Source organism: Xylanibacter ruminicola (genome assembly GCF_900107775.1).
Lineage (GTDB): Bacteria > Bacteroidota > Bacteroidia > Bacteroidales > Bacteroidaceae > Prevotella > Prevotella ruminicola_C.
This window is the reverse complement of record NZ_FNRF01000001.1, coordinates 740,364-764,871: the sequence shown is the minus strand read 5'-3', so window position 1 is coordinate 764,871 and position 24,508 is coordinate 740,364. Positions and strand designations below refer to the sequence as shown.

Sequence of the window (24,508 nt, the reverse complement as noted above, 5' to 3'; positions counted from 1 at the left end):
GTTATTTCCCACTTTTTTGTTATCTTTGCATCGTTTTTAAGCTTAACGAACAAAGAGAGAATATGTCAGCAGTAGAAATTAGAAAAGTCACAGATAAAAAAAGTCTTGAGGCTTTTATCGACTTCCATTACGACTTGTATAAGGGCAATCAGTACGATGCGCCCAATTTGTTCAGCGACGATTTGCACACTCTGAGTAAAGACAAGAATGCCGCCTTCGAGTTTTGCGAAGCCGAATATTTCCTGGCTTACAAGGATGGTAAGGTGGCTGGACGTATAGCCGCCATCATTAATCATCGCGCCAACGATAAGTGGAATCGCCAGAGCCTGCGCTTTGGTTGGGTAGATTTCATCGACGATTTAGAGGTGAGCAAGGCATTGTTTGATGCCGCTGAGCAATGGGGCCGAGAGAAAGGCATGACAGAGATTGTTGGTCCGTTAGGCTTTACGGATATGGACCCAGAGGGCATGCTCATCGAAGGCTTCGACCAGATGGGCACCATGGCCACTATCTACAACTACCCCTACTACCCCAAGCACCTGGAACAGTTAGGCGGCTGGGAGAAAGATAACGACTACGTGGAGTTCAAGCTCATCGTGCCCAAAGAGGGTATCCCCGAGAAGTTCAAGAAGATTGCCGAGCTGGTAATGAAGCGCTATAACCTGCACCCAGCACACCCCAAACGCAGTCAGGTGTTTGGTAAGGAGCAGATTGGTCGCAAGGTGCTCGATGTAGTAAACAAGACCTTCGGACATCTGTACGGCTACTCACAAATGACTGAGGCTCAGATAGATGAGTATCTGAAGATGTACTTTCCCATGCTGGATATGGACTTGATTTGCTTGATTGAAGACTGGAACACACCTAACCACGACATCGTTGGTGTGGGCATCTCGATTACCTCCATGACTCGTGCCCTGCAGAAGTGTCGCCGAGGCCGTTTGTGGCCATTCGGATGGTGGCATTGTCTGAGAGCACTCAAATTCCACAAGGCCGAGTGTGTAGATCTGATGTTGGTAGGCATCCTGCCCGAATATCAGCAGAAGGGTGCCAACGCCCTGCTGTTCTACGACCTCATCCCACGCTACCAGAAATACGGCTTCAAGTGGGGCGAAACCAACGTTGAAATGGAGACAAACGAGAAAGTGCAGAGCCAGTGGCAGTATCTGGAGCACACTCAACATAAACGCAGAAGATGTTTCAAAAAGAATCTATGAACGAAGATAACAACCTGATTAATCCCGAAACCGTCAATTACGACGAAGGTAATATCCAGACCCTTACAGGTTTGGAGCATATCCGCTTGCGCCCTGGTATGTATATCGGCCGATTAGGCGACGGATCATCAGCAGAAGACGGTATCTACGTACTGCTGAAGGAAGTGTTTGATAACTCTATCGACGAATTCAAGATGAAAGCCGGCGATAGAATCGAAGTAAACGTAGAGGATAACCTGCGTATCTCGGTTCGCGACTACGGACGAGGCATTCCACAAGGAAAACTGATTGAATCGGTAAGCATTCTGAACACCAGTGGTAAGTTCGATTCTAAGGCCTTTAAGAAGTCGATCGGACTGAATGGTGTGGGTGTGAAGGCCGTTAACGCGCTGAGCAGCCATTTTGAGGTACACAGCTACCGCGATGGTAAGGTGCGCAAGGCCGTTTTTGAGTGCGGTAAGCTGATTAGCGACGTAACCGAACCTTCGGAGGACGAGAACGGTACATACATCTACTTTGAACCCGATGCTACGAAGTTCATCAACTACAAGTTCCACGATGAAATCGTAGAAAACATGCTTCGCAACTATACATATCTGAACATCGGACTGACCATTATGTACAACGGTCGCCGCATTCTGTCGCGTCACGGACTTGAGGATCTGCTGAAAGACCGCATGACCAGCGATGCACTCTACCCGATTGTTCACCTGCAGGGCGAGGATATCGAGATAGCCTTTACCCATGCAAACCAGTATGGCGAGGAGTATTACTCGTTTGTAAACGGACAGCATACCACCCAGGGCGGAACACATCAGAGCGCCTTTAAAGAGCATATTGCCCGTACTATCAAGGAGTTCTACGGCAAATACGAATACGGCGATATCCGCACAGGTATCGTAGCTGCCATCGCCATCAACGTAGAGGAGCCGCTGTTCGAGAGTCAGACTAAGATCAAACTGGGCTCGCTCACCATGGCTCCTGAGGGCGGTGTGAGCATCAATAAATACGTAGGCGACTTTATCAAGACTGAGGTTGACAACTACCTGCATATCCATCAGGATGTGGCAGAAGTGCTTGAGAATAAGATTAAAGAGAGCGAGCGCGACCGCAAGGCAATGGCTGGTGTAACAAAACTGGCCCGCGAACGTGCCAAGAAAGCCAATCTGCACAACCGCAAACTGCGCGATTGCCGTATCCACTTCAGCGATGTGAAGAACGATCGCAAGGAGGAGTCGTGCATCTTTATCACCGAGGGTGACTCAGCCAGCGGAAGCATCACCAAGAGCCGCGATGTAAACACGCAGGCCGTATTCTCATTGCGTGGTAAACCGCTGAACTGCTTTGGATTAACCAAAAAGGTGGTTTACGAGAACGAAGAATTCAACCTGTTACAGGCTGCCCTCGACATCGAAGAGAGTCTGGACACACTGAGATATAATAAGGTTATTGTGGCCACCGATGCCGATGTGGACGGTATGCATATCCGCCTGCTCATCATCACCTTCTTCCTGCAGTTCTTCCCCGAACTCATTAAGAAAGGGCATGTTTACGTGCTGCAAACTCCATTGTTCCGCGTTCGTAACCGTCGCACAAAGATCAAAAACAAGAAGACTATCGCCGAAGCGGATGCTAAATCTGACAAAAAGAGCGATTTCATCACTCGTTATTGCTATAGCGACGAAGAGCGACAGAAGGCTATCGAGGAGTTAGGCCCCGATCCTGAGATTACCCGATTTAAAGGTCTTGGTGAGATTTCGCCCGATGAATTCGCTGGTTTTATCGGTCCCGACATGCGTCTGGAGCAGGTAACGCTGCACAAAAACGACCAAGTAGCTAAGTTGCTGGAATACTACATGGGTAAGAACACCATGGAACGCCAGAACTTTATTATCGATAATCTGGTGGTTGAGGAAGACCGCCCTGAAGAAGACATTTATGAATAAGACACTTGCCTCTTTGCTGCTGTGTATGGCATCGATGAATGCCCACGCGCAGTTCCGTATCAACAACAGCGATGACTCGCCTCTACGCAAGCTGCAGTTTGCCGAGATAGCCATCAGCAACCTCTATGTAGATAGTGTAGACGAGAAAAAACTGGTTGAAGACGGTATCAGAGGCATGCTAGATAAGCTGGACCCCCACTCTTCGTATCTTACACCCAAGGAGGTGAAAGATGCCAACGAGCCCCTTGCAGGCAATTTTGAGGGTATCGGCGTACAGTTTAACCTTATCGAGGACACGCTGCTGGTAATCCAGCCCGTCACAAACGGTCCTTCAGAAAAGGTTGGCATCATCGCTGGCGATAGAATCATATCGGTAAACGATTCGGCTATCGCTGGCGTAAAAATGTCGAAAGAGGAGATTATGAAGCGCCTACGTGGTCCTAAGGGCACGAAAGTAAAACTAGGCGTTATCCGCCAAGGCATCAAAGACCGTCTTACATTTACCGTTACACGCGATAAAATCCCTGTAAAATCGGTAGATGCCGTCTATATGATCCGTCCGCAGATAGGCTATATACGTATTGGCAATTTCGGCGCTACAACCCATCAGGAGTTCTTGGCGGGACTGAAAACGCTGCGCGACCAGGGTATGCAGCATCTCATTCTGGATTTGCAGGAGAATGGCGGCGGCTATCTGAAGGCTGCGGTGGATATTGCCAACGAATTTCTGCAGAGAAACGATCTGATAGTGTACACCGAGGGCAGAAAGGTGCCTAGAACAGAATATAAGGCCGATGGAAGCGGCGTTTTTCGTCAGGGTAAGGTAATTGTACTCGTTGACAGTTATACGGCGTCAGCGGCCGAAATTGTAACCGGAGCGATACAGGATCAGGACCGCGGTATTGTGGTTGGTCGCCGTACATTCGGTAAAGGTCTTGTCCAGCGCCCACTCGATTTGCCCGACGGCTCTATGATTCGTCTCACCATCGCACATTACTACACCCCATCAGGTCGTTGTATTCAGAAACCCTACACCAAAGGCGAAAACCGCGACTATGCGATGGACGTGATTAACCGACTGAAAAGCGGCGAGTTGACGAATGCCGACAGTATCCACTTTGCCGACTCGCTGAAATATCAGACATTACGCGAGCATCGTACCGTTTACGGCGGTGGAGGCATCATGCCCGACGAATACTGTCCGCTGGATACCACCATCTATACCAAGTTCCATCGCGAGCTGGCAGCCAAGAGCATCATTCTGCAGCAGAACCTGCGCTATGTGGACAATCACCGCAAGCAGCTGAAGAAGGCTTGGCCATCGTTCGCTGAGTTCAAGGAAAAGTATGAAGTACCACAGGATTTGGTAGACACCATTCTAAAGAATGGTGAGAAACAGAATATCAAACCCAAAGATCAGGCAGAGCTCGAAAAAACACTGCCCTATCTACGCTTACAACTGAAAGCTTTAATAGCACGTGACATTTGGGATATGAGCGAGTATTTCTCTGTATTCAACGAAGAAAACGCGATGGTAAAGCGCGCACTCGAGGTAATTGCTAATAATAACTAACATAAAAGAAAGGACTGATCATGAAAAAACTATTTTTATCGATGATGCTCATGGCAGCAGGTATTCTGGGATGGGCACAGAACGCCAACAATGCGTTTAAATCAATCGATGTAGATGAATTCCAAAAAACACTCGAGAACTGCGCCAACGACTGCGTGCTGGTAGATGTACGCACACCTGAGGAATTTAATGCAGAACACCTGAAAGGCGCTATCAATATCGACGTGAAAGATAGTCTGAATTTCATGAAGAAAGCAACAGACATGCTACCTAAGGAAAAGACCATCATGGTATATTGCCGCACTGGTCATCGTAGCAGCATAGCAGCAGGAAAACTGGCAACCGAAGGTTACAAGGTACTGAACCTTAAAGGCGGCATTACGGCATGGAAAGAAGCCGAGAAAGAGACAGTAAAATAAGAATATGATATTAAAGTACGATGTAATTGTTATCGGAGGCGGTCACGCGGGATGCGAGGCCGCTTGTGCTTCGGCCAACATGGGTGCGAAGACTTGTCTGGTAACGATGGATATGAACAAGATTGCACAAATGTCGTGCAATCCAGCTATAGGCGGCATTGCTAAAGGCCAGATAGTCAGAGAGATAGACGCTTTAGGAGGTCAGATGGGATTGGTTACAGATGCCACTTCTATCCAGTTCCGCATGCTTAACGTAGGCAAAGGACCCGCTGTTTGGAGTCCTCGTGCGCAATGCGATCGCGGCAAGTTTATCTGGGAATGGCGCAAGACAATCGATGAAACCGATAATCTGGATGTGTGGCAGGATCAGGCCGACGAATTGCTTACAGAGCCCATTTCAGGCTCTGAGAGCGGCGATATCCGTGCCATTGGAGTACGTACCATCTGGGGTACAGAAATCTACGCCAAGAGCATTGTAATCACCGCAGGAACGTTTCTTAACGGTTTGATGCATATCGGCAGAAAGATGGTAGCAGGCGGTCGTATAGCCGAACCTGCCGTACCCCATTTCACCGAGAGTATCACCCGTCACGGCGTAACAGCAGCCCGCATGAAGACAGGAACACCTGTACGTATTGATAAGCGTTCGGTTCATTTCGAGGATCTTGAAGTACAGCCAGGCGAAACACGCCCCTATCAGTTCAGCTATATGAATAAAGGTGGCGCATTAAAACAATTGCCTTGCTGGACAGTAAACACCAACGCCGAAGTACATGAGATTCTGAAGAGTGGATTGGCGGATTCACCGCTATATAACGGTCAGATTCAATCGATAGGACCACGTTATTGTCCCTCAATCGAAACAAAGCTTGTTACATTCCCCGACCGCGATAAGCATCCATTATTCCTGGAGCCAGAGGGCGAGGACACCAACGAGATGTATCTGAATGGCTTCTCGTCGTCGCTGCCGATGGATGTTCAGATAGAGGCGCTGAAAAAAATGCCAGCCTTCAGAGACGTAAAGGTATATCGCCCAGGTTACGCCATCGAATACGATTTCTTCGATCCTACCCAACTGAATCACTCGTTGGAATCAAAGATTATAGATGGATTATTCATGGCCGGACAGGTTAACGGAACAACCGGTTACGAGGAAGCTGGCGGACAAGGAACCTTGGCGGGTATCAACGCAGCACTTAAAGCTGGCTGCGCTGCTAGCGATACAGCCAACAAGCAGTTTGTACTGCATCGCGACGAAGCATATATTGGCGTATTAATCGATGATTTGGTAACCAAAGGCGTTGATGAGCCTTACCGTATGTTTACCTCAAGAGCTGAATATCGCATTCTGCTACGACAGGACGATGCCGATGCGCGACTCACAGAAAAGGCGTATGAATTAGGTATTGTAAAAAAAGACCGCTACGATTGGTGGCTACAGAAAAAGCAAGCTATCGAAGAAATCGAGGCTTTCTGTCAGAACTTCGCCATCAAACCTCGACTGATTAACTCATCACTCGAAGCTCTTGGTACTACCCCACTCCAGTTTGGCTGCAAACTCTCAGATTTGGTAAACCGTCCGCAGTTGAACCTCAAGAACCTTTCGGAAGTGATTCCATCGCTGAAAGAAGCACTTGACCGTCCATCTAATCGAAAAGAAGAAATAGCCGAAGCAGCAGAGATTCGTATGAAATATAAAGGTTATATCGAACGCGAACGATTGGTGGCCGACAAGATGCACCGTTTGGAGAATATCCGAATAAAAGGTCGCTTTAACTACGAAGAATTGCAGGGGCTTTCTACCGAATGCCGACAGAAGCTGCTGAAAATTCAGCCCGAGACGTTAGCACAGGCCAGTCGCATCCCAGGCGTATCGCCCAGCGACATTAATGTGCTATTGGTACTGATGGGCAGATAATGTTCCACGTGAAACGAAAGAATAGAACAAACAAGCATAACTCACTGATTATGAACAACAAAACATTGATTGACAATCTGCGTTGCATACCAGATTTCCCCAAGAAGGGCATCAACTTCAGAGATGTTACTACACTCTACAAGAATGCCGAGTGCATGAAGATTATGATGGATGAATTGGTCGAGCTTTACAAAGATAAAGGCATCACCAAGATTGTTGGTATCGAAAGTCGCGGTTTCATCCTTGGCGCTGCCCTCGCAGCCAGATTAGGTTGCGGTTTCGTGATGGCAAGAAAACCAGGAAAGCTGCCCGCTACAGTTATCAAAGAATCATTCTCTAAGGAATATGGTGTAGATACCATCGAGATGCACATCGATTCTATCGAGCCCGACGATGTGGTTCTGATTCACGATGATCTGTTAGCAACAGGCGGAACCGCCAAGGCTGCTTACAAACTTGTACAGCACTTCCACCCCAAGAAGGTATTCATCAATTTTATTATTGAAATTACAGACGAGGGATTACATGGTAGAGACGAGTTTAAAGGTATTGACCTGACAACGTTACTCACTATCTAATAATTGTTCCACGTGAAACACAGTCCCGCGAAACACCTTTAAACACTAAGGGTTCGCGGGACTGATAAATTAAAAAGGTACACAAAACAAAACGCGCAAACAAAGATGACGAAGGAAGAAAACGAAAAGCGATTAGAATATCTTAAGGGTATCGTACGTAGGTTGCCAGACAAACCTGGCAGCTACCAGTTTTACGACGAGGATCACAACATCATCTACGTAGGAAAGGCGAAAAGTTTAAAAAACAGAGTATCGAGCTACTTTCATACTGAAGTAGACAGATTCAAAACAAAAGTACTCGTCAGCAAGATATTCGATATCAGCTACACCGTAGTAAATACCGAAGAGGATGCCCTACTCTTAGAAAATTCGCTCATAAAGAAATACAATCCACGTTATAACGTATTATTGAAAGACGGAAAGACCTACCCTTCTATCGTCATCACCAACGAATTCTTCCCACGCATCTTTAAAACACGTACCATCAACAAACATTGGGGATCGTATTACGGACCTTACGCCAAAGTAAGCGCTATGTACGATGTGCTGAATCTGATAAAAGAGCTGTATCAGCCACGTACATGCCGCCAGCCCATCACAAAAGAGGGCGTTGAAAGCGGAAGATATCGCGTTTGTTTAGACTATCACATCAAGAAATGTAAGGGTCCCTGCGTAGGCAAACAGACCTACGAGGATTATCAAAAGAACATCGCTCAAGCACGTGAGATCCTGAAAGGAAATACTCGAGAGGTATTGAGGGATTTAAAAGACGAGATGCTCCGACTCTCTGAAGAACTGAGATTCGAGGAAGCCGAAGAAGTAAAACGTAAGTATCTGGCACTCGACGGCTTTGTTAGCAAGAGTCAGGTAGTTAGTCAAACCATCGATAAAGTGGACGTATTTACGATTACATCCGACGAAAAGATGGCATTCATCAACTATATTCACGTATCAAACGGCAGCATCAACCAGAGTTTTACAATCGAATATAAAAAGAAACTGAACGAGACCGACGAAGAACTACTACAGTTAGGTATCGTAGAAATCAGAGAACGTTTTAAGAGCGATTCGAAAGAAATCATCGTCCAAAAAGAAGTGGATGTAGAACTAGAAGGCGTGAAGTTTACCATACCCAAATTGGGCGATAAAAAGATGCTGTTAGACCTCTCTATGATGAACTGTAAGGAGTATAAATTCGACCGCTTAAAACAGGCCGAAAAACTGAATCCTGAGCAGAAACAAACGCGACTGATGAAAGAACTGCAGGACAAGCTACATCTGCCCACACTACCCTACCAGATAGAATGTTTCGACAACTCAAACATATCAGGTACAGATGCCGTAGCGGCTTGTATTGTTTTCAAAAAAATGAAACCCTCCAAGAGTGATTATAAGCGCTATAACATCAAGACTGTAGTTGGTCCAGATGATTATGCCTCGATGAAAGAGGTTGTACACCGCCGTTATTCGCGATTGATTGAAGAAGAGCAGCCCCTACCCGACCTGATTATTGCCGATGGTGGTAAAGGACAAATGGAGGTAATCCGCGAGGTAATTCAGGACGAACTGAACCTGGATATACCTATCGCCGGACTAGCTAAAGACGATCGTCACCGCACCAACGAACTGTTGTACGGATTCCCTCCAATGAAGATTGCCCTAAAGGTAGAATCTGAACTCTTTCATGTACTCACGCAGATACAGGATGAGGTTCACCGCTTTGCTATCACTTTCCATCGAGACAAGCGTTCTAAGCGCGCTTTACACTCAGAGCTAGACGACATCAAGGGCATCGGCCCCAAAACACGTGACGAGCTTCTAAATGCCCTTAAATCGGTTAAAAAGATACGCGAGGCCAAACTATCTACCCTATCAGATATAATAGGTCCTGCGAAAGCCAAAATAGTATTTGAGCACTTCCAACAAAAAGCCGGCAAGTGACCGAAATATATTTTCCCAGTGAGGGAACAAAATTTTCCCTACCTGGGAATATTTGTTAGCACTAAATACGGCATTTGCCACAGCTAAACATCACACTTGCAAAACGTTGCAGCGTTGCCGTTGCAACGTTGCAATAAGGACTATCCTACCCCTACACAGAAAGGATATCCGATATATTACCGGATTATGATAAATAGAAATACTATAAAATAACTATTATACTCCTTCATGCAACGTTGCAACGGCAACATTGCAACGCTAGCATCGAAAACAAATCATAATTAATTTGCATAATTCAGCTAAATGTCGTATCTTTGCGGCAAAATAACAAATTAAATAATGAGAGCAGTAATACAACGCGTTACCCACGCCAGCGTTACCATAGATGGAAAACTAAATGGACAGATAGACATGGGCTACCTGATTCTGTTGGGCATTTGCGATGAAGACTCAATGGAAGATGTGGATTGGCTGGTAAAAAAGATAGCCAATCTGCGCGTGTTTGGCGATGAGAACGATGTAATGAACCGTTCGATACTCGATATTGACGGCAACTGTCTGGTAGTCAGCCAGTTCACACTGTACGCAAGCTACAAAAAGGGCAATCGGCCTTCATGGTTCCGTGCAGGCTCTCACGAACACTCCATCCCACTCTACCAGGCCTTCTGCGCACAGCTGTCAGAGGCCATCGGCAAGCAGGTAGCCACAGGCGAATTCGGCGCCGATATGAAAGTAGAACTGCTTAACGACGGTCCTGTAACCATCTGCATGGACACAAAAAACAAGGAATAATAGATGAAGAGATATCTGAAAGAACTAGAACTGGCGAGCGCCCTATTATTGGTCATCGGCGTAATACTATCGATGGTAAAAAGCTATGCTATCGGAGCCTGGCCATGCGGCGTGGGATTGCTGATGTTCCTAGCACTATTTCTCTATAAAGCCTTCCACTGGAAGGAATACGAGCGCGAAAACAAGCAGTATATCGTGATTCTACTCATCTGCATCTTCATACTAATCATTCAAATGGTAATGGCAAAATGACGATAAAAGAAGCACAAGAGGCGGTTGACCGCTGGATAAAGGAATATGGCGTACGCTACTTTTCGGAGCTGACGAATATGGCTGTTCTGACTGAAGAAGTTGGCGAACTGGCCCGTGTGATGGCTCGCAAGTACGGCGATCAAAGCTTTAAAGAAGGCGAGAAAGACAACCTGGGCGAAGAGATGGCCGATATACTTTGGGTACTGCTCTGTCTGGCCAATCAGACAGGCGTAGATCTGACCGAAGAGTTGCAGAAATCCATCGAGAAAAAGACCCAGCGCGATTCGCTTCGCCACATACACAACGAGAAATTAAAAGCATAACAGTTTTAACAATATAACAACAAGCAATTATGGCAGAACACAAGCACGAGCACGAGCATCATCACCACTTTGAGATGCCTCAGAAGAGCCGCATGGAAGAGGCTCTGAGTAAGTACAACCTCGACATTACCGACGAGGAAGTGAAGGAAGCAGTGAAGACAATCATTGCCGAGAAAGTAGCCGAGAACGACACCCTTGAGGTAAAGAAATTTCTGATGGGTAGCGTGGAACTCACCACTCTGAAAACTACCGATAGCGACGAGAGCGTACTGGCCTTTACAGAGCGCGTAAACCAGTTCGAAGAGCAGTACCCTAACCTACCCCACGTAGCCACCATCTGCGTGTATCCACGCTTTGCAAAAGTGGTTTCTGAGACACTTGAGATCGAAGGTGTTGAGGTAGCTTGCGTATCTGGCTCATTCCCCTCATCACAGGCTCTTATCGAAGTTAAAACCATCGAGACCGGTCTGGCTGTTAAGGACGGCGCTACCGAAATTGATATGGTACTGAGCGTAGGTGCATTCCTTTCAGGCGATTACGAGACCTGTATCGACGAGATACAGCAGATAAAAGAGGCGTGTGGCGATGCCAAACTGAAGGTTATCCTGGAGACTGGTTGCCTGAAGACTGCACAGAACATCAAGACCGCATCAATACTGGCTATGTACGCCGGCGCCGACTATATCAAAACCTCAACAGGCAAGCTGGAACCCGCTGCAACACCCGAGGCTGCCTACGTGATGTGCCAGGCCATCAAGGAGTACTACGACCAGACAGGCATTATGATTGGTTTTAAGCCCGCTGGAGGTCTTAACAGCGTGATGGACGCATTGATATACTACACCATCGTAAAAGAGGTTCTGGGCGAAAAATGGCTTACCAACCAGATGTTCCGCATGGGTACATCACGCCTAGCCAACCTGCTGTTGAGCGAGGTGATTGGCGAAGAGGTAAAATTCTTCTAATTAGTTATAGACTCAGTCCTTCTTACGGAGGACTGCAGTCCTTTAACCAAAGTACTCCAGTCCTAGTATTAAAGGACTGGAGTACTTTCGTATAAGAACTGAGGGCATACCACCCTATTTATTTCGCTGAATAACGTAGTCGAGATAAGCCTTAAACGAATCCTGAAGCTCAGGTTTCACGCATTCATCGATGAAACTACGAGCCTCGCGGGCAAACTCTTCCATCTTTCTTTCGGCATATTTTATACCGCCATACTGCTTGGCAAACTCGATAAGAACAGCAATCTCGTCCTTATTAATAGTACCTGACTTTACCTTCTTGGCCAGCGTCAACATAGCAGAAGAAGAATAATGAGTAAGCGAATAGATGATAGGCAAAGTAAGCTTACCTTCGAGCATGTCGTTACCCGTAGGCTTACCAATTTCTGCAGAATCATAATAATCAAAAATATCGTCGCGAATCTGGAATATCATACCCACATTATGTCCGAATTTTGCAGCCTTCTTTATCATCTCTTCAGATGCGCCTACAGAGATGGCGCCAAGGATACAACACGACTCGAACAAGACGGCAGTTTTCTGGTCAATTACCTGATAATAAATATCTTCCGAGATTTCCTGATTCGAAACATTCGACAACTGAAGCACCTCGCCAGCAGCCAGCTTACGTCCGAGCTCGGCCAGATGTTGTACGATTCTATGATTATCAGAAAGCGCCACACGCAACAGAGCGGTAGAAAGGATATAATCGCCTACAAGCACAGCCACCTTATTATTATAAGCAGCATTTACCGAAGGCTGTCCGCGACGCTCAGAACTCTCATCCACCACATCGTCGTGAACCAAACTGGCTGTATGCAGCAACTCCAAACCGAGCGCAGCGTTCTGTGTAACATCCGATACCTCACCAAGGTTTCTGGCCGTAAGGAAAACCAGCATAGGACGCATGCGCTTTCCTCCCCTTTCGCGAATATGCTTCAGTATCTGCTCAAGCATACCCTCACCATGAGTCAAACTCTGTTTAAACAACTCAACAAAGTTGTTCATATCACCATCGATTGGCTTTCTAATAGTCGATAAATAATCCATCATTATCAGAATTTTGGCACAAAAATAACAAATAATTCCGTTATTAAAAAATAATTTGGTAATTTTGAGGCGAAAATTAAGAAAGTTATGCAGAAATTGTTCCTTTTAGACGCTTACGCGCTCATTTATCGCAGCTATTATGCGTTTATCAAAAACCCGCGAATCAACTCGAAGGGCTTGAACACGAGTGCCATTATGGGATTCCTGAACACGCTGAACGAGGTGCTCACCAAAGAGAAACCTACCCATATCGGCGTAGCATTCGACCCCCATGGTCCTACGTTCCGCAGCGAGGCTTTCCCTGCCTACAAAGCCCAGCGCGAAGAAACACCCGAAGATATCCGAAAGGCAGTTCCTATCATTAAAGATCTGCTTAAAGCATACCGCATACCCATCCTGCAAGTAGATGGCTTCGAAGCCGATGATGTTATAGGTACTTTGGCCGAAAAAGCCGGTTCCATCAGTGTTGAAACCTATATGCTGACACCCGATAAGGACTACGGACAGCTGGTACGCGACAATGTATTCATTTACCGTCCGCGTCATGGAGGCGGTTATGAAACAATGGGACCAAAGGAGGTTTGCGAGAAATATAACATCCCCTCGCCTATGGCGGTGATTGATTTGCTGGCGCTGATGGGCGACTCGGCCGATAACTTCCCGGGCTGTCCTGGTGTTGGCGAGAAAACTGCCGCTAAACTCATCGACGAGTTCGGAAGCATCGAACAGTTGCTGGCTCGTTCTTCAGAAATAAAAGGTAAACTTCGCGAAAAAGTGGAGCAACATGTTGAAGACATCAAGATGAGCTACTTCCTGGCAACCATCAAAACCGATGTACCCATCGAGCTCGATATGGAAAATTTGAAACTCGTGGAACCAAACGAGGACGAATTGGGCAAATTGCTCACAGAACTGGAGATGAAGAGCTTTGCAGACAGAGTTCTTAAAAAAAGTCAAAAACCGCAAAAAGTCGTAAATCAGCAACTCGATCTCTTTGCAGAATTTGCGACCGACGGGCAAGCTGTGAACGAAAACACGAGTTTTGAGACGCTAAAAACTACGCCTCATAACTACAAACTCGTTGAAAATCAGGAGGATTTGAAGAAACTTTGTGATTATTTCTTGACAAACAAAATTCTCAGTCTAGACACGGAGACCACTTCAACCAGCGCTATCGACGCAGAATTGGTAGGTTTGAGCTTCGCCGTAAAGGAATTCGAGGCGTTTTACGTACCCGTTCCAGCCAATCGTGAAGAAGCGTTGCAAATTGTTAATATCTTCAAACCCGCATACGAGAACCCCGAAATTTTAAAAATTGGTCAAAATTTGAAGTACGACCTTGAGGTGCTCAGAAATTACGGCATCGAACTGAAAGGAAAAATGTGGGACACGATGATAGCCCACTATCTCATCCAACCCGAACTGCATCATAACATGGACTACATGGCTGAGATCTATCTGAACTATCAAACCATCCACATCGAAGAACTCATCGGCCCAAAAGGCAAGAACCAGAAATCGATGCGCTCTCTCCCACCCTCACAGGTTTACGAATATGCCGCCGAGGATGCTGATATCACACTCCGACTGAAGAACAAACTGGAAGCAGAGTTGAAGAAGGCCGAGTGCGAAGACCTATTCTATAATATAGAGATGCCACTAATGCCTGTACTGGCAGAAATGGAGTTGAATGGTGTTTGTTTGGACACAGCATCTCTGGCCGAAACGTCAAAACAATTCACCAACCGCATGAACGAAATCGAAGCTCGTATCTACGAGCTGGCAGGCGAACAGTTTAACATCGCATCGCCAAAGCAAGTTGGTGAGATACTCTTCGACAAACTTAAGATTGTAGAGAAAGCCAAGAAAACTAAGACAGGACAGTATGTTACTTCGGAAGAAGTATTGCAGCAGCTGCGAAATAAGCATGAGATAGTTGCAGACATATTGGAACACAGAGGGTTAAAGAAGCTGATAGGCACCTACATCGATGCCCTACCTAAGCTTATTAACCCCAAAACCGGTCATATCCACACCTCGTTTAATCAAACGATTACCGCTACCGGTCGCTTGTCATCGTCCGATCCCAACCTACAGAATATCCCCATTCGTGGTGAGGATGGCAAGGAAATCCGAAAGGCATTCATTCCAGAACCAGGTTGTCTGTTCTTTTCAGCCGACTATAGTCAGATTGAGCTGCGCGTTATGGCTCATCTCTCGCAGGACGCAGAGATGATAAAAGTGTTTAGCGAGGGTAAGGATTTGCATGCCGCCACAGCTGCCAATATATACAAAAAGCCCATCGAAGAGGTTACACGCGACGAACGAACCAAATCGAAACGCGCCAACTTCGGTATCATCTACGGTATAACCGTATTTGGACTTGCTGAGCGTCTGGATATCCCTCGCGACGAAGCTAAGATGCTGATAGACGGCTACTTCGACACCTTCCCACAGGTACACGATTATATGGAAAAATCTAAAGAAGTGGCTCGCGAGAAGGGTTACGTTACTACCCTATTCGGTCGTCGCCGCTATCTTCCAGATATCAACAGCCACAATGCTACCGTTCGCGGCTTTGCTGAGCGAAACGCCATCAACGCCCCTATTCAGGGCACAGCTGCCGATATCATCAAGGTGGCCATGATTCGCATCTACAACCGCTTTAAAGCCGAAGGAATACGCTCTAAAATGATTCTGCAGGTACACGACGAATTGAACTTCTCGGTATATTCCGACGAGAAGGAAAAAGTAGAGGGCATCGTGCTCCAAGAGATGCAGAATGCCCTGAATTTAAGCGTACCCCTGATAGCCGATTCCGGCTTTGGCAAGAACTGGCTCGAGGCGCACTAATTAGTAATTAAACGATGATCCGCCAAGGAACTCGCGAAGCAGCGACGTTGGTGGAATCTGAGTCTCAGGTATGGGACGGATATAGCGAAGGAACTTCAGCAGGCGATAAGCCTCTGCATGTTCCTTCGAATTTTCTGGAACCTGCTCTAACAGCGGCTCAGCCTGACTCTTAATAACAGCCAACTCGAACAGCATAGCGGTGTTAAACATCGCATCGGCATTCTCCTGGAACGGGAAAATCCACTTGTTCTCCCCCGCCCTAACACTTGGCCATCTGCGAATGCTCTCCTGAGCACTCACACCACGATACTTGTAGTCGCGGATAATACGGCGCAGCAGGCGGTTATCGGTAGTTGGGATATAGTTGTGATTATCGAGCAGAATGGTAGTAAGGGCCGAAGCATAGACACGGAAAATCTGATCGTTGGGAATCTCCGAAGTCAACTCTGGATTCAAGGCATGGATACCTTCTACCACCAGCACTTCGTTACCTTTCAACTGCAGTTTCTTACCACTCCACTCGCTCTTTCCCTTCTGGAAGTTATAGCGAGGCAACTCTACCTCCTCGCCTCTGAACAATGCCGAAAGCTGCTCGTTAAGCAACGGCAGATTCAAGGCATGCAAGTGCTCAAAATCGTAATCGCCCTTATCATCTTTTGGCGTTTGCTCGCGGTCGAGGAAATAATCATCCAGCGATATACCAACGGGATGGATACCATTTACGGCCAACTGCACGCTAAGACGCTTACAGGTTGTGGTTTTACCAGACGACGAAGGACCAGCTATCAGCACAAGTTTTACGCCCTTACGCTGGGCAATCTCGTCGGCAATATTAGCAATCTTCTTTTCCTGCAGCGCCTCGCTAATCTGTATGAGCTCCGACGAATGGCCATTCATGATAGTCTCGTTCAGGTCGCCGATGGTGCGCAAACCTAAGATATCCTGCCACTGATGGTGCTCCTTAAAGATGCCGAACATCTTATCCTGATGCAACATCTCACCCAACTCGTTAGGATGCTCGCGCGATGGCAAACGCAACAGCAAACCATCAAAATATTTCTCAAGTCCAAACAAGTAAAGCTGCTTGGTGTTCGTGAGCAAAGCACCATAGTAGTAATCTATGTAACCATCTATCTCATAATAAGTTGTATACAGTCGACCTGTTGATTTCAAAAGCTTTACCTTCGAACGGTTATGCAGAATGTCGAACATCCTGATAGCCTCTTCGGTAGTGGTTTCGTAACGATGAATGGGCAAAGCGGCATCGATGATTTCCTGCATACGACGACGGATGGCACCCACATCATCCAGCGAGATTGGACGACCGATTGACAGGTTTACAAAATAGCCATTTGATACAGGGATATCAATAGACACCTTACAGGGCGTAAACAAATCGTGCACAGCCTTGCAAAGCACAAAGAACAAACTGCGAGTATAAGCACGCGAACCACTCGACGAGCAGATATCCAGAAACTCTACCTGTTTCTGCTTGTACAAGCGGTAGTGCATACCCTCTACCTTATTATTTACATGTGCCGAGATGGGACCGTGCTCGATCTCAACACCCGACAAAGCATATACATCTTCGATAGTAGAACCTACTGGCACCTCTACCTCTTTATCGTTATTTACAATATGTATTTTTACTAACTTCTCCATAAGCCTTAAATTGAGTTTTTAATTATTTTGTCTGCAAAGATAACATTTTTCTTAAATCTTAACTTACATTTCAAAGTTTTTTTTTATCTTTGTCCCCGAATTACTAAATATAGATACGATTTTTATGTCAATCTGGATTATTTTCAAACTTCTGGGATCGCTTGCGCTGTTGATGTTCGGTATGAAGTCGATGAGTGAGGCATTGCAGAAGATGGCGGGTCCACAATTACGCCATGTGTTAGGTGCGATGACAACCAATCGCTTTACCGGCATGCTTACAGGTATGCTTGTTACAGCTTCAGTACAGTCATCAACAGCCACCACTGTGATGACTGTTTCGTTTGTTAATGCGGGCTTGTTAACCTTGGCACAAGCAATTTCGGTTATCATGGGTGCCAACATCGGAACCACCCTTACCGCCTGGATTATGTCGGCCGGTATGTCGTTCGATATTACCAGCGCTGTTTATCCGGCATTCTTCCTAGGCATCATACTGATTTATCAGAAGAGATACCGCTATATCGGCGATTTTCTGTTCGGACTATCGTTCCTGCTGATGGGACTGGGTACGCTGAGAATGACGGGCACAGAGATGCACCTGGGCGAAAACCAGGCCCTACTCGACTTCTTTGCGTCGTTCGATCCAGATTCGTTCTTCACCACGCTGATATTCCTGTTCTTAGGCGGCGTACTTACCTTCTGCGTACAGTCGTCGGCAGCAGTTATGGCCATCACCATGATTCTCTGTTCTAGTGGCGCTCTGCCTATCTATCAGGGTATTGCATTAGTTATGGGTGAGAATATCGGAACCACCATTACATCAAACCTTGCTGCCCTATCGGCCAATACTCAGGCCCGTAGAGCCGCCCTCGCCCACATGTTCTTCAACGTGTTTGGTGTGGTTTGGATTCTGTTTGTGTTCCGCCCGTTCATCGATGCCGTTTGCGGCATGGTGGGCTACGATGTAAACATGACTAAAGATGCCGTTACAACAAGCGTATTCCTGGCTAACGCCGCCAAACTGAGCTTTGTACTGGCAGCCTTCCATACCTGCTTTAATGTGGCTAACACCTTTATTCTTATTTGGTTTATCCCACAGATTGAGCGCTTTGTATGCTGGGTTATCAAGCCTAAGAAGGTTGACGAGGAAGAGGACTTCCGCTTGCACTTTATTACTGCCGGCTTCATGAAAACCCCAGAGCTTTCGGTGCTCGAGGCACAGAAGGAAATCCAGTCGTTCTCGGATCGTATGCAGCGTATGTTTAATATGGTTCGCGAACTGCTCACACTCTCGTCAAGCTCAAGCAATAAGAAGGATAATCGCGACTCTGAGTTTAACAAGCTTTACACCCGCATCGAGAAATACGAAGGCATCAGCGATAATATGGAGATTGAGATTGCCAACTATCTTAACTCCGTGAGCGACGCTCACCTGTCAGACGACTCAAAGGCTAAGATTCGTGCTATGTTACGCGAAATCAGCGAGTTAGAGAGTATTGGAGATGCTTGTTTCAACATGGCTCGTACCATTTCGAGAAAGTACAACGGCAAACAGGATCACTTTAACGAGAAGCAGTACGACCACATCCATCAGATGATGGAGCTCACCGATCAGTCGCTCTCACAGATGAACCGACTGATGATGGGCCGCAAGGAGTCGTTCGATGTAAACCGCACTTTCAATATCGAGCACGAAATCAATAACTTCCGCGACCAGCTCAAGTCGCAGAACATCAACGATGTTAACAACCGCGAGTACACTTACGCCGTTGGTACCATTTATATGGACCTGATTAACGAGTGTGAGAAGCTGGGCGACTATGTAGTTAACGTAGTTGAGGCAAGAATGGGTCTTAGATAAACAACAATCCGATAACGATTGGTTTCAAAGGCAGAAACTGTCAGTTCCTCAGGCGGGAACTGGCAGTTTCTTTATGAGAAAACCATCCTTTCCAACTGGTAAAACATAAAAATATGCCATAAAAGTATGGCTATTATAGAAAATATCATTACCTTTGCAACCAATTATCAAGGGGTGCCTACGAGTGTAGGCTGAGATGATACCCTCTAACCTGATCTGGATTATGCCAGCGTAGGGATGGATAGCAGACAATAAACACCCCCTTAACATTATTAATTATTGGTACTATTGTAGTATGAAAAGATTTGTTTTAGGAATGGCTGCATTAGTGTGTGCAGCAGGCGCAAACGCACAGCGTAAAGCAGCCCTCTACGATTCTACACAAGTAGAAGCGCTGAACGAAATTGTTGTAAAAGGTGTCAGGACACAGAAAAATGCACCATTTGCAGTAGCAAACATCAAGAAAAAGGAGCTTAACGCTTTCTCGAACACAGGAAAAGAATTACCTTTCCTCTTTTCGCAGACTCCGGGTGTACTGGCTTGGAGCGAGAACGGACTGGGCACAGGTACTACTTATATGCGCATTCGCGGTGCAGGCGATTCGCGTATCAACGTAACACTGGATGGCGTACCCCTGAATTCGCCTGAAGATCAGTGTGTTTTCTGGGCAAACATGAACTCTTACGGTTCGCTGTTAGGTAGTGTACAGATTCAGCGCGGCGTAGGCACATCAACCAACGGCGATGGCGCCTTTGGCGGAACTGTAGCACTCGCATCAGCCATTCCAAATCAGAAGGCTGGGGGAGAGGTTTCGGTATCATATGGCTCGTTTAACACCTTCAATGTAGGTGGAAAGTTCTCAACAGGTTTGCTGTGGAACCACCTGATTTTTGATGGTGCTTACCACGAAACCAATACTGATGGATTTATTCACGGAACCAGTGGACGCAGCGGTTCTTACTATGGCGGACTAACCTGGATTGGCAACAAGTTCCAGATTCGCTATAAGAACATCGGTAACTTTGAAAAAACCGGTCAGGCTTGGAACGGCGTAACAGCAGGCGACAACGATATGAGCCTGATGGATGGCACCTATGGTATCAACTCTGGTATCAAGACTTATAAGGACATGTGGAACGCAGGACTTGGCAAGTATAACTCACTCTATGAATACCTGACCAGCTACGATAAAGATGCCAACGGCAACTATCCCACAGCCCGCTATCAGATGAACGACGGTAGCTATTGGGACAAAACCACAGATAACTTCTGGCAGAACCACAACATCCTCTCAGCCGCTTACGATATCAACGACAACTGGAGTATTTCAGGTTCGCTGCACTACACCCACGGTTATGGCTATTACAACGAATTCCGCTATAACTATAAACTCAAGAAGTTTGGCATGACATACGATGGTGTTAAGAAGAGCGACTTTGTACGCAAAAAAGGTCTGTCGCAGAACACCTACGGCTTTATCTGGAATGCCAACTATAAGAATGATTCGTGGGATGTAATAGGGGGTATGTCGCTCCAGGAGTTCGACGGCAATCACTTTGGTTATGTTACCTATATTGCCAACGATGATGTACGAAAGAAGTACATGTCTAATGGCGACTACAAATACTACGATTCTGATGCCACCAAGTTTGATGGTAGCACCTTTGTAAAGGCTGCTTACCACATCAACGAGCAGTGGGATATCTTCGGCGACCTGCAGTATCGCTATGTTCAGTATGAAACTAATGGTAAGAACGATAAGTTCTACTCAGAAAACAGCGGATACTACAATCAGATGCTGAACATCGACGAGAGCTATCACTTCCTTAACCCAAAGGCAGGTTTCTCATGGAATCTTAACAATCATCGCGTATATGGTTCGGTTGCCTTGAGTCATCGTGAGCCTGAGCGAAATAACTTTACAGACAACTTCAATTACCCATACCCAAAGGCTGAGAGTCTTTTTGACTACGAACTGGGCTATACCTTCAATAACGACATATTCCGCTTTGGTATCAACGGATACTATATGGATTACAACAACCAGTTTGTCCAGACAGGTCAGGAGACAGAAATAGGCGAAAAAGTTACCACAAACATCAAGGATTCATACCGCATGGGTATCGAAATCCAGGCTGGTGTTGATCCTTTCTCATGGCTCACTATTGAGGGTAATGCCGCTTTAAGCAAGAATAAGATTAAAGATTTCGATGAGGTGGCCAGCGTAAATTGGGAAGACGACTTCCGCACTATCCACTACGACAACTCTACACTTGCCTTCTCGCCCTCAACCATCCTGAATGGTTTTGTAAACCTGCATTGGAATGGTTTGCAGGCAGTTTGGCACACAAACTTCGTCAGTCGTCAATATCTTGACAACACAGAGAATGCTGATCGTTCGCTGCCTTGTTATTCTGCCTCTGACGCTAACATCAGCTACACCTGGAAGCCCAATAAAGCCATCAAGGAGTGCATCTTCGGTCTGAATTTCAACAACATTTTCAATCGTCGCTATGCCGCTAATGGCTGGGTATATTCAAGCATCGTTGAAGAATACGGTCATCCCAACGAGAACCGCTACTATCAGATTGGATTCATTCCTATGGCAGGCTTTACAATGATGGGTAACGTAACACTCCGATTCTAATGACAGAATTTATTTCAGCACACTGGCTCGACATCACTACCACATTACTCGGACTGCTCTATATCCTGTTCGAGTATCGCGCCAGCGTATGGCTTTGGTTTGTTGGATTTCTGATGCAGGCCTTAGGCATTGTGCTATACTATCAAAAAGGACTCTATGCCGATTGCGGCATGGAGTTCTATTATCTTTCGATGACCGTTTACGGCTATTGGAAATGGGTGCACGGTTCGGCCGAGAAAAAAGAGCTGCCTATCACGCGATTCCCTCGCCGACTGATAATCCCTTGGTTAGCCGTTATTTTGGCCATATGGGGCATTATTTATTGGCTGCTGATTACCTTTACCAACAGTAACGTTCCTGCCGCCGACAGTTTTACTACAGCCCTCAGCATCGTAGGTATCTGGGCCTTGGCTCATAAGTACCTGGAACAGTGGTTCATCTGGATTGCTGTCGACGTTGTAACCTGTGTTCTTTACTTCTATAAAGACATACCTTTCAAGGCCGGTCTTTATGCACTTTATGTGGTTATTGCCATTTTTGGCTACAAAAAATGGAAACGAATGACAGATAATCGCCCTATTTGAGCGGTTTTTTGCCATATAATTTGGCTATCTGCAGTATTTTACGTAATTTTGCAGCGAATTACAAATGCAAAATACTTATGCAGACGAAAAGTCATTTATCGCGATTAATTCATGACCAGGCCAAGAAGTATGGCGACCGTGAGGTTTTGATCTACAAGGACTTTGGCGGGTCAGTGTGGAAATCATATTCGTGGAATCAGTTCTCGGATATGGTCAAGAAAGTATCTAATGCCTTACTCAATCTGGGTGTAAAGGTACAGGAAAATCTGGGAATCTTCTCTCAGAACTCTGTACAGTATCTGTTCTGCGACTTTGGAGCATGGGGAGTACGCGCCGTAACCATCCCATTCTATGCTACCAGCTCAGAGCAGCAGATCCAGTTTATGATTAGCGATGCTAAAATCAGATTCCTCTTTGTAGGCGAACAGGAGCAGTACGACAAGGCTCGTCGGATTTTCGCTACCTGTCCTACACTCGAGCGTATCATTGTATTCGATAAGAACGTACATATCTCGTCACTCGACCTCAGCTCGATGTATTTCGATGATTTCCTGAAGTTAGGCGAGAACTATCCCCGTCAGACCGAAGTTGAGTCGCTTCAGGCTCAGGCATCGATGGACGATATTGCCAACATCCTTTATACCAGCGGAACAACTGGCGATTCTAAGGGTGTTATCCTTACCTGCGGTCAGTATAATGCCGCTATGATTGCCAACGATAAGTGTGTACCCGTAGGCGAGAACGACAGAGTTCTTAACTTCCTGCCATTCACCCACATCTTTGAGAAGGGTTGGAAGATTCTGTGCCTTACCGAGGGCGCAACACTCATTGTAAACACCTATCCACAAGAGGTTCAGCAGTCGATGAAGGAGACACATCCCACCTGTATGAGTTCCGTTCCCCGTTTCTGGGAGAAGGTATATATGGGTGTTCAGGAGCAGATTGAGAAATCGGGTATGGCCAAGCGCAAACTGTTCCGCCACGCCGAAGCTGTAGGTAAGAAACACAACATCGATTACATTTCAAAAGGCAAGCGCCCACCATTGCTCCTGCACATGGAGTACGAGTTCCTGAATAAAACCGTATTCTCGCTGGTACGTAAGGAGCTGGGCTTAGAGAATGCCCATTTCTTCCCAACAGCAGGTGCTACCGTTAATCCTAAGGTCGAGGAGTTTGTTCACTCTATCGGCATTAACATGATTGTTGGTTACGGCTTGACAGAGAGTCTGGCCACCGTTAGCTGTAATCACCTCGGCAAGCCTTACACCGTTGGTGGTGTTGGTATCCCCATCGAGGGTATCGATATAAAGATCAGCGAAGAGGGCGAGGTTCTGCTGAAAGGTCCAACTATCACCCGAGGCTACTATAACCGCGAGGATCTTACCAAGACCGCCTTTACCGAAGATGGTTACTTTAGGACAGGCGATTCAGGTTATCTGAAGGATGGCGAACTGTTCCTGAAAGAGCGTATTAAGGACCTCTTCAAGACTTCGAACGGAAAGTATATTGCCCCACAGATGATTGAATCTAAGTTGCTGGTTGATAAGTATATCGATCAGATTGCCATCATTGCCGACCAGCGTAAGTTTGTTTCGGCTCTGATTATCCCTGTATATGCCTTATTGGAGGAATATGCCCGCGAGCATAAGATTCCATTCGAGAACAGAGAGCAGCTTTGCAAGGACCCACAGATTAACCAGATGATGAAGGAGCGTATTGATACGCTGCAGCAGTCGTTGGCTCACTACGAGCAGATTAAGCGATTCACTATGCTGCCAAACCACTTCACCATGGAGAAGGGCGAACTTACAAATACATTAAAAATTAAGCGTCGCGTACTGAACGAGAACTACAAGAAGGAAATTGACGCGATGTACGCAGAATAAGA

18 protein-coding genes and 1 riboswitch are annotated in these 24,508 nt (G+C 46.3%); of the genes, 16 read left to right on the top strand and 2 right to left on the bottom strand.

Annotation, left to right across the window (positions count from 1 at the left end; all coding sequences use genetic code 11):
• Nucleotides 1-62: 62 nt before the first annotated feature.
• The 11 genes from BLU97_RS02865 (at nucleotide 63) to deoC (ending at nucleotide 11,924) form a co-directional block, all read left to right on the top strand.
• Nucleotides 63-1,217, top strand: a complete 1,155-nt coding sequence (locus BLU97_RS02865) for an N-acetyltransferase (protein ID WP_074760162.1) — start codon at nucleotides 63-65, stop codon at nucleotides 1,215-1,217.
• The gene (locus tag BLU97_RS02860) at nucleotides 1,214-3,163 is read left to right on the top strand and encodes a DNA topoisomerase IV subunit B (RefSeq protein WP_074760161.1); all 1,950 of its coding nucleotides are present in this window, start codon (nucleotides 1,214-1,216) and stop codon (nucleotides 3,161-3,163) included. Before BLU97_RS02865 ends, BLU97_RS02860 begins: the two co-directional genes overlap by 4 nt.
• Nucleotides 3,156-4,736, top strand: coding sequence for a S41 family peptidase (locus BLU97_RS02855; protein WP_074760160.1), 1,581 nt, complete (start codon nucleotides 3,156-3,158; stop codon nucleotides 4,734-4,736). Before BLU97_RS02860 ends, BLU97_RS02855 begins: the two co-directional genes overlap by 8 nt.
• Nucleotides 4,737-4,756: 20 nt before the next feature.
• Complete coding sequence (locus BLU97_RS02850) at nucleotides 4,757-5,155, top strand: rhodanese-like domain-containing protein (RefSeq protein WP_074760159.1); 399 nt, start codon at nucleotides 4,757-4,759, stop codon at nucleotides 5,153-5,155.
• Nucleotides 5,156-5,159: 4 nt separating this feature from the next.
• Nucleotides 5,160-7,073, top strand: a complete 1,914-nt coding sequence (gene mnmG, locus BLU97_RS02845) for a tRNA uridine-5-carboxymethylaminomethyl(34) synthesis enzyme MnmG (RefSeq protein WP_074760158.1) — start codon at nucleotides 5,160-5,162, stop codon at nucleotides 7,071-7,073.
• 50 nt (nucleotides 7,074-7,123) lie between these two features.
• Nucleotides 7,124-7,651 (top strand): adenine phosphoribosyltransferase, encoded by a 528-nt coding sequence (locus BLU97_RS02840; RefSeq protein ID WP_013063527.1) that lies wholly within the window; start codon nucleotides 7,124-7,126, stop codon nucleotides 7,649-7,651.
• A gap of 105 nt (nucleotides 7,652-7,756) precedes the next feature.
• Nucleotides 7,757-9,592: an excinuclease ABC subunit UvrC gene (gene uvrC / locus BLU97_RS02835; protein ID WP_074760157.1), complete on the top strand. Its 1,836-nt coding sequence runs from the start codon at nucleotides 7,757-7,759 to the stop codon at nucleotides 9,590-9,592.
• Between the two features lie 339 nt (nucleotides 9,593-9,931).
• The gene (gene dtd, locus BLU97_RS02830) at nucleotides 9,932-10,384 is read left to right on the top strand and encodes a D-aminoacyl-tRNA deacylase (RefSeq protein ID WP_074760156.1); all 453 of its coding nucleotides are present in this window, start codon (nucleotides 9,932-9,934) and stop codon (nucleotides 10,382-10,384) included.
• A gap of 3 nt (nucleotides 10,385-10,387) precedes the next feature.
• Nucleotides 10,388-10,636, top strand: coding sequence for a DUF4181 domain-containing protein (locus BLU97_RS02825; protein ID WP_074760155.1), 249 nt, complete (start codon nucleotides 10,388-10,390; stop codon nucleotides 10,634-10,636).
• On the top strand, nucleotides 10,633-10,959 hold the full coding sequence (locus BLU97_RS02820; protein WP_013063304.1) for a nucleotide pyrophosphohydrolase: 327 nt from the start codon (nucleotides 10,633-10,635) through the stop codon (nucleotides 10,957-10,959). Before BLU97_RS02825 ends, BLU97_RS02820 begins: the two co-directional genes overlap by 4 nt.
• 29 nt (nucleotides 10,960-10,988) lie before the next feature.
• The gene (gene deoC / locus BLU97_RS02815) at nucleotides 10,989-11,924 is read left to right on the top strand and encodes a deoxyribose-phosphate aldolase (protein WP_033150612.1); all 936 of its coding nucleotides are present in this window, start codon (nucleotides 10,989-10,991) and stop codon (nucleotides 11,922-11,924) included.
• A 114-nt stretch (nucleotides 11,925-12,038) separates the two neighbouring features.
• Here deoC and BLU97_RS02810 read toward each other — a convergent pair whose 3' ends face one another.
• Nucleotides 12,039-13,013, bottom strand: coding sequence for a polyprenyl synthetase family protein (locus tag BLU97_RS02810; protein ID WP_074760154.1), 975 nt, complete (start codon nucleotides 13,011-13,013; stop codon nucleotides 12,039-12,041).
• A gap of 87 nt (nucleotides 13,014-13,100) precedes the next feature.
• On the opposite strand from BLU97_RS02810, the gene polA reads away from it, so the two are divergent.
• A complete protein-coding gene (gene polA / locus BLU97_RS02805) occupies nucleotides 13,101-15,866 on the top strand; it encodes a DNA polymerase I (RefSeq protein ID WP_074760153.1) in 2,766 nt (921 codons plus the stop codon).
• Here the strand turns inward: polA and BLU97_RS02800 are convergent, their stop codons facing one another.
• Nucleotides 15,867-17,528, bottom strand: a complete 1,662-nt coding sequence (locus BLU97_RS02800) for a nucleoside kinase (RefSeq protein ID WP_074760152.1) — start codon at nucleotides 17,526-17,528, stop codon at nucleotides 15,867-15,869. It lies immediately after the preceding gene.
• Nucleotides 17,529-17,652: 124 nt separating this feature from the next.
• Between BLU97_RS02800 and BLU97_RS02795 the strand changes: the two genes are divergently transcribed.
• The 4 genes from BLU97_RS02795 (at nucleotide 17,653) to BLU97_RS02780 (ending at nucleotide 24,506) form a co-directional block, all read left to right on the top strand.
• Entirely contained in the window at nucleotides 17,653-19,389 is a 1,737-nt protein-coding gene (locus BLU97_RS02795) for a Na/Pi cotransporter family protein (RefSeq protein WP_074760151.1), read from the top strand.
• 160 nt (nucleotides 19,390-19,549) lie between these two features.
• A riboswitch (TPP riboswitch) is annotated at nucleotides 19,550-19,645 on the top strand.
• Nucleotides 19,646-19,684: 39 nt separating this feature from the next.
• The gene (locus tag BLU97_RS02790; RefSeq protein WP_074760150.1) at nucleotides 19,685-22,036 is read left to right on the top strand and encodes a TonB-dependent receptor; all 2,352 of its coding nucleotides are present in this window, start codon (nucleotides 19,685-19,687) and stop codon (nucleotides 22,034-22,036) included.
• Nucleotides 22,036-22,620 carry a nicotinamide riboside transporter PnuC gene (pnuC, locus tag BLU97_RS02785; protein ID WP_074760149.1) on the top strand — a complete coding sequence of 195 codons (585 nt, stop codon included), beginning with the start codon at nucleotides 22,036-22,038 and terminating at the stop codon, nucleotides 22,618-22,620. The genes BLU97_RS02790 and pnuC overlap by 1 nt, the downstream gene beginning before the upstream one ends.
• 77 nt (nucleotides 22,621-22,697) lie before the next feature.
• Nucleotides 22,698-24,506 (top strand): AMP-dependent synthetase/ligase, encoded by a 1,809-nt coding sequence (locus BLU97_RS02780; protein WP_074760148.1) that lies wholly within the window; start codon nucleotides 22,698-22,700, stop codon nucleotides 24,504-24,506.
• Nucleotides 24,507-24,508 lie beyond the last annotated feature (2 nt).

Coding starts and splice junctions, on each gene's coding strand:
- BLU97_RS02860 (WP_074760161.1), top strand. CDS start 1,214: ATGAACGAAGATAACAACCTGATTAATCCCGAAACCGTCAATTACGAC.
- BLU97_RS02850 (WP_074760159.1), top strand. CDS start 4,757: ATGAAAAAACTATTTTTATCGATGATGCTCATGGCAGCAGGTATTCTG.
- BLU97_RS02780 (WP_074760148.1), top strand. CDS start 22,698: ATGCAGACGAAAAGTCATTTATCGCGATTAATTCATGACCAGGCCAAG.
- BLU97_RS02790 (WP_074760150.1), top strand. CDS start 19,685: ATGAAAAGATTTGTTTTAGGAATGGCTGCATTAGTGTGTGCAGCAGGC.
- polA (WP_074760153.1), top strand. CDS start 13,101: ATGCAGAAATTGTTCCTTTTAGACGCTTACGCGCTCATTTATCGCAGC.
- BLU97_RS02800 (WP_074760152.1), bottom strand. CDS start 17,528: ATGGAGAAGTTAGTAAAAATACATATTGTAAATAACGATAAAGAGGTA.
- pnuC (WP_074760149.1), top strand. CDS start 22,036: ATGACAGAATTTATTTCAGCACACTGGCTCGACATCACTACCACATTA.
- BLU97_RS02795 (WP_074760151.1), top strand. CDS start 17,653: ATGTCAATCTGGATTATTTTCAAACTTCTGGGATCGCTTGCGCTGTTG.
- BLU97_RS02840 (WP_013063527.1), top strand. CDS start 7,124: ATGAACAACAAAACATTGATTGACAATCTGCGTTGCATACCAGATTTC.
- BLU97_RS02825 (WP_074760155.1), top strand. CDS start 10,388: ATGAAGAGATATCTGAAAGAACTAGAACTGGCGAGCGCCCTATTATTG.
- dtd (WP_074760156.1), top strand. CDS start 9,932: ATGAGAGCAGTAATACAACGCGTTACCCACGCCAGCGTTACCATAGAT.
- mnmG (WP_074760158.1), top strand. CDS start 5,160: ATGATATTAAAGTACGATGTAATTGTTATCGGAGGCGGTCACGCGGGA.
- BLU97_RS02810 (WP_074760154.1), bottom strand. CDS start 13,013: ATGGATTATTTATCGACTATTAGAAAGCCAATCGATGGTGATATGAAC.
- BLU97_RS02820 (WP_013063304.1), top strand. CDS start 10,633: ATGACGATAAAAGAAGCACAAGAGGCGGTTGACCGCTGGATAAAGGAA.
- BLU97_RS02855 (WP_074760160.1), top strand. CDS start 3,156: ATGAATAAGACACTTGCCTCTTTGCTGCTGTGTATGGCATCGATGAAT.
- deoC (WP_033150612.1), top strand. CDS start 10,989: ATGGCAGAACACAAGCACGAGCACGAGCATCATCACCACTTTGAGATG.
- uvrC (WP_074760157.1), top strand. CDS start 7,757: ATGACGAAGGAAGAAAACGAAAAGCGATTAGAATATCTTAAGGGTATC.
- BLU97_RS02865 (WP_074760162.1), top strand. CDS start 63: ATGTCAGCAGTAGAAATTAGAAAAGTCACAGATAAAAAAAGTCTTGAG.